The 5727-nt window shown below is 61.9% G+C and carries 5 protein-coding genes and 1 pseudogene; 5 read left to right on the top strand and 1 reads right to left on the bottom strand.

All coding sequences use genetic code 11. The features are described 5' to 3' along the window. Nucleotides 1-725 (bottom strand): annotated as a pseudogene (locus tag ACGVJ8_RS01405) (enolase C-terminal domain-like protein); the annotation flags it as partial. Nucleotides 726-800: 75 nt separating this feature from the next. On the opposite strand from ACGVJ8_RS01405, the gene miaB reads away from it, so the two are divergent. From miaB to ftsZ, 5 genes are all read left to right on the top strand, one after another. Then, the gene (miaB, locus tag ACGVJ8_RS01400; RefSeq protein WP_392345146.1) at nt 801-2195 is read left to right on the top strand and encodes a tRNA (N6-isopentenyl adenosine(37)-C2)-methylthiotransferase MiaB; all 1395 of its coding nucleotides are present in this window, start codon (nt 801-803) and stop codon (nt 2193-2195) included. 50 nt (nt 2196-2245) lie between these two features. Further along, nucleotides 2246-3298 (top strand): D-alanine--D-alanine ligase family protein, encoded by a 1053-nt coding sequence (locus ACGVJ8_RS01395; RefSeq protein ID WP_392345145.1) that lies wholly within the window; start codon nt 2246-2248, stop codon nt 3296-3298. Nucleotides 3299-3321: 23 nt separating this feature from the next. Next, entirely contained in the window at nt 3322-3732 is a 411-nt protein-coding gene (locus ACGVJ8_RS01390; RefSeq protein ID WP_392345144.1) for a hypothetical protein, read from the top strand. Further along, nucleotides 3729-4562, top strand: coding sequence for a cell division protein FtsQ/DivIB (locus tag ACGVJ8_RS01385; protein ID WP_392345143.1), 834 nt, complete (start codon nt 3729-3731; stop codon nt 4560-4562). The genes ACGVJ8_RS01390 and ACGVJ8_RS01385 overlap by 4 nt, the downstream gene beginning before the upstream one ends. 118 nt (nt 4563-4680) lie before the next feature. Beyond that, nucleotides 4681-5727: cell division protein FtsZ (gene ftsZ / locus ACGVJ8_RS01380; RefSeq protein ID WP_392345142.1), on the top strand; the 1047-nt coding region annotated here is incomplete at its 3' end.

Genomic DNA, 5727 nt, shown 5'->3' with positions numbered 1-5727 from the left:
TGTCGGAATAACAGCCCACCATCAGATCCAGCCCCTTCCGCTGCGCCACTTGGGCCATCAGCAGGGCCTGACTGAGCCCCCCGGTCTTCAGAAGCTTGAGATTCACGCCATCCACCACCGGAGCCAAGCGCAGCAGATCCTTCAGATCCCAACAGACTTCATCCGCCACCAAGGCCATCGGACAGTGCGGGTGCAGCGCCGCAAATCCCGCGGTGTCCTGGGTCGGCTCCTGATCCACGCTCCATCTGCCGTTGGTATCCACCTGCAGTTCGATCGCCACACCCTGCCGCCGGGATCGATCCGTGATGGCTTGGGCCACAGCCTCCAACAGGCTGGGGTCGTGGTCCAACCCATCAGGACTGCCCAGCTTGAGCTTCACCCGCGTCGCCGGCAGCTGCGTCCACCAGAGGTCGAGACGTCCAACACGGCATCCACAGAAGCCAGTCCCAGGGTGACGCTGGTGGCCACACCCTCGGCTGGATCCAACCCCCAGAGCCGCCAGAGCGGATGGCCGAGCCGTTGCTCATGCCAGTCCCATAAGGCCAGGTCGATAGCACAACGGGCCGGTGGACTCAGGGCTTCCAGCAGGGGCTCGAACCGTTGCGGCCGACCAGCCCATCCCGTTCCAACCCGAGCTCCAATCGCACCACGGCAGCCATGGTGCCCCGGCTGATCGTGAGGGGCACGGCCTTGGTGAGCGAAAACCGCCTGAGGGCCCAGCCCATCGCCATCCGGCTATCAATCTCTAAACTGACACAGCACCGCTGTGACTCACACTAAGAAGGCTTGAGCCAGAGATTTTGGTCGCCTCCGCCCCCCTCGCCACGAACGCCACTGCCACTCCCCAGCGGGGCAGCTACTGGATCACCACGTTCGGCTGCCAGATGAACAAGGCGGATTCCGAACGGATGGCGGGAATCCTGGAGGCCATGGGCTACCGGGAGGCGTCAGCCGAACTGGATGCCGATTTAGTGCTCTACAACACCTGCACCATCCGGGACAACGCCGAGCGGAAGGTGTACAGCTACCTCGGCAGACAGATCCAGAGGAAACGCAGCAAACCCAACCTGACCCTGGTGGTGGCAGGCTGTGTTGCCCAGCAGGAGGGCGAATCACTGCTCCGGCGGGTGCCGGAGCTTGATCTGGTGATGGGACCGCAGCACGCCAATCGGCTTGAAAACCTGTTGCTGCAGGTGGACAGCGGTCAGCAAGTGGTCGCCATCGAAGATCACCACATCCTTGAAGACATCACCACGGCCCGCCGGGATAGCAGCATCTGCGGCTGGGTGAATGTGATTTACGGCTGCAATGAACGTTGCACCTACTGCGTGGTGCCCTCCGTGCGCGGCAAAGAACAATCGCGGCTGCCCCAGGCGATTAAACTGGAAATGGAAGGTCTTGCCGAGCAGGGCTACAAGGAGATCGCCCTGCTCGGCCAAAACATTGACGCCTACGGCCGTGATCTGCCGGGCATCACGCCGGAGGGTCGCCGCCAGCACACCCTCACCGATCTGCTCCATCACGTCCACGACGTGGAGGGCATTGAACGGATCCGTTTTGCCACCAGCCATCCGCGCTACTTCACCGAGCGGCTGATCGATGCCTGTGCCGACCTGCCCAAGCTCTGTGAACACTTCCACATTCCGTTCCAGAGCGGGGACAACGACGTGTTGCAGGCCATGGCCCGGGGCTACACCGTGGAGCGCTACCGGCGGATCATCGACCGCATCCGTGAGCGCATGCCCGATGCCTCGTTGAGCGCCGATGTGATCGTTGCCTTCCCCGGCGAAACCGATGCGCAGTACCGCCGTACCCTCGATCTGATCGAAGAAATCGGCTTCGATCAGGTGAACACGGCGGCCTATTCACCCCGGCCCAACACCCCGGCAGCTGACTGGGACAACCAGCTGCCGGAAGAGGTGAAGGTGGAACGCCTGCGCGAAATCAATGCACTGGTGGAACGCTGCGCCCGCAAGGCCAATGCCCGCTACGAGGGGCGCACGGAAGAAGTGCTGGCGGAAGGCATGAATCCCAAGGACGCATCACAGCTGATGGGGCGAACCCGCACCAATCGTCTGACCTTCTTCAGCGCCACCGGACCGGATGGTCATGCCTACGATCTCGGCGATCTCGTGCAGGTGCGCATCGATGCGGTGCGCTCCTTTTCACTCAGCGGCAGCCCCCTGCCCCACTGAGCACAACGCTGATACCTTTGGCGCTCCCACCGCTCAGGGGTCCAGCATTCATGTCGTCCAGTCCCATCACGGTCGGGCTCGTCTTTGGAGGCCGCTCTGGAGAGCACGACGTGTCGATCCGATCTGCGGCGACCGTCGTCCGAGGCCTGCGCAGCGGTAAAAACACCGAGCGCTACACGGTGGAGGCGATCTACATCGACCGTGATGGTCGCTGGTGGGGCACGGATCTGGCCGAAGCAACCCTGGCCTCTGAGACCGCGCCGGAGCTCACTCCACCCCTTCCTCCCTCAGGATTCCAAGGGTTCCCGGAGGGATGGGATGCGGTCGATCTCTGGTATCCGGTGCTGCATGGTCCCAATGGAGAGGACGGAACCATTCAGGGGTTGTTCCAACTGACCGGCAAACCCTTCGTGGGCGCCGGTGTGCTCGGCTCAGCCGTCAGCATGGACAAGCAGGCGATGAAATCTGCCTTCTCCAGCGCCGGACTGTCCCAGGTGCCCTATATGGCCCTTCACGCATCCGAACTCGAGGACGCCAAAAGCCGATCAGCCCTCCTGGATCGGATTGAACGCGAACTGAACTACCCCTGCTTTGTGAAGCCGGCCAATCTCGGCTCGTCGGTGGGCATCAGCAAGGTGCGTTCCCGCCACGAACTGGAAACAGGCCTCAACCAGGCAGCAGCACTCGATTCAAGGCTGGTAGTGGAGCAGGGCGTCAACGCCAGAGAGGTGGAATGCGCCGTCCTGGGGGGACGAATGCTCAAAGCGTCGGTGATCGGCGAGGTTCGTTTTGATGCGGACTGGTACGACTACGAGACGAAATACACCGCTGGGCGCAGCAGCACGTTGATTCCAGCTCCCCTGCCTGATCAAGTGAGTGAGCGCATCCGCGCTGAGGCCTTGCAGGCCTGCGCTGCCGTTGGCGTGAACGGCATGGGGCGGGTGGATTTCTTCTACGACGACACCAACAACCACCTCTGGATCAACGAAATCAATACCCTGCCTGGTTTCACCGCCCAGAGCATGTTCCCGATGCTCTGGGCTGCCAGTGGCGTAACACTCGAACAGTTGGTGCACAAACTGATCCAAACAGCAGGAGAATGAATGCAGCGTCCTTCGCCTGACCCATGAGCCACGGACTGCTCTGGTTTCCTTTGCTGCTGGCCTTTGTGCTGCTGGCCTCGCTCGGATGGCTGGAACGTCGGCGCCAAAACCTGTTTCGTGCCTGGGCCAAAGGCTCTGAACTGGCCAAGCTCGACGGTTGCGGTGGTGCCCGCCTCAAAGACGGTGAACTGCAATGGAGCAGTTTCGAAGCGGGCAGTTTTCAGGATCAGGGCACGTTTGATGTCTGCAGGCTTGAGCTTGTGGAACTGATGTCGCTGGCCTCCGGTGATGCTCCCCTCACCGATGAATCCCAGGGCCGTTGTCGGCTGCGCCTGGTTGGCAAAGATCTGCAGATGGATGTTCCCTTCTCTGATGCCGACCGCGCGCGCAGCTGGGGAGAGCAGCTGATGGCACGGGCCCGATGCGACCTGTGAGCCGGGTCTCGACCAACAAATCCTCCCAACGGCCCGTTTCCGCTCAGGTCGCCCGGCGCCGGGACTTGCGCCGGCAGCGCCGACAGACCCTGTTGCTTCAACTCTGGCGTTTCGTGGCCATGCTGCTTCTCAGTGGGGGATTCAGCTGGATCCTGCTGCGCCATGGCTGGACCCTGCGAAGCCCTGAAGCGGTGATCCTGACCGGCGGCGCTGCCCTTGAGACCAGTCAAGTCATCGAGGTCGCCAAGCTGCGCTTTCCCCACCCTCTGCTGGAGGTCAGTCCCGGGGAATTGGAACAACAGCTGGTCAGGGCTCTACCGGTTCACAGCGCTCACGTGAAGCGCCGGATGCTCCCCGCTCGCCTCGTCATCAGCCTGAAGCCGGAGATTCCAATCGCACGAGCTGAGCGACGGGGACCCGCTGGGCGGGAACGGGGGCTGCTGAACGCCGAAGGAGAATGGATCCCCCTGAGCGACGCAGTACCAGAACCGCTCACGGACATCATGGTGCGCGGTTGGAATGACCAGCAACGCAATCAAGTCGCTGCGCTATTGCAACAACGGAATCGCTTCGCGGGGATGCTGAAAGCCATCGTGCTTCATCCCGACGGCAATATCAGTCTGCTCACCACCAAGCTGGGCCGGATCGATCTCGGCGGTGAACCGGCCCTCCTGAATGCCCAGATCGAGACGATCCTCCATCTCAACAACACGCTGCCTGAGCACTTGCGCCAGGCCCGTCAGAGCAGCCTTGATCTCAGCAATCCCGACCGCCCGGAACTGCAACTTCCGGCGCCACCCGTCACCAAAAAGGCCAAAAAAGAACCCTGAAGCCAACGGTTTGAAAATCTGGAAGACCACAACCTCAGCTCCTGGTTTGTGATCTGTTGAAGCCGAGACCAGGCTTCAGGGACATAATGCAACGCAACCAAACGGTTCTGCCTCGACGATGGAGATGGTGAGCGGTTCAGGGTCTTTCACGGCAGCTGGTATCCAGCCCAGCCAGTCCGCCCGCATCGAGGTCATCGGCGTTGGTGGCGGCGGCAGCAACGCCGTCAACCGCATGATCCTCAGCGACCTTGAGGGGGTGGGCTATCGCGTTCTCAACACCGATGCGCAGGCCCTGATCCAGTCGCAGGCCCAGCAACGGCTGCAGTTGGGGCAGACCTTGACCCGCGGGCTAGGTGCCGGCGGCAACCCCACCATCGGTCAGAAGGCAGCCGAAGAATCCCGCACGGATCTGCACGATGCACTGCAGGGCTCCGATCTGGTGTTCATTGCCGCTGGCATGGGCGGTGGAACGGGTACTGGTGCTGCACCGGTGGTGGCCGAAGTCGCCCGTGAAGTCGGTGCTCTCACCGTGGGCATCGTGACCAAGCCGTTCAGCTTCGAGGGCCGTCGTCGCATGCGTCAGGCCGACGAAGGCATCGCTCGGTTGGCGGAACACGTGGATACGCTGATCGTAATCCCCAACGACCGCCTTCGTGATGCCATCGGCGGAGCTCCCCTTCAGGAAGCCTTTCGCAGTGCAGACGATGTCCTGCGCATGGGCGTCAAAGGCATCAGTGACATCATCACCTGCCCTGGCCTGGTGAACGTTGACTTTGCGGACGTTCGCTCCGTGATGACCGAAGCAGGAACAGCACTACTGGGCATCGGCATTGGCTCCGGTCGCTCCAGAGCCGTGGAGGCTGCCCAGGCCGCAATCGCCAGCCCACTGCTGGAAACCGAGCGCATCGATGGCGCCAAGGGCTGTGTGATCAACATCAGCGGCGGTAAAGACATGATCCTGGAGGATATGACCACTGCTTCCGAGGTGATCTACGACGTTGTCGATCCCGAAGCCAACATCATTGTTGGTGCCGTTGTGGACGAGGCTCTCGAAGGGGAGATCCACGTCACGGTTATCGCCACAGGATTCGAGAACAAGCAGCCTTACCGCAGCGAGCGCAGCCGCTCCGTGCCAGGAATCTTGAATCGTGGTGAACCCGAAGAG

The sequence above is a fragment of the Parasynechococcus sp. genome (genome assembly GCF_042954245.1).
Taxonomy (GTDB): Bacteria; Cyanobacteriota; Cyanobacteriia; order PCC-6307; family Cyanobiaceae; genus Parasynechococcus.
Note: the sequence above shows the minus strand (reverse complement) of the source record. Positions and strands in the feature narration are given on the sequence as shown.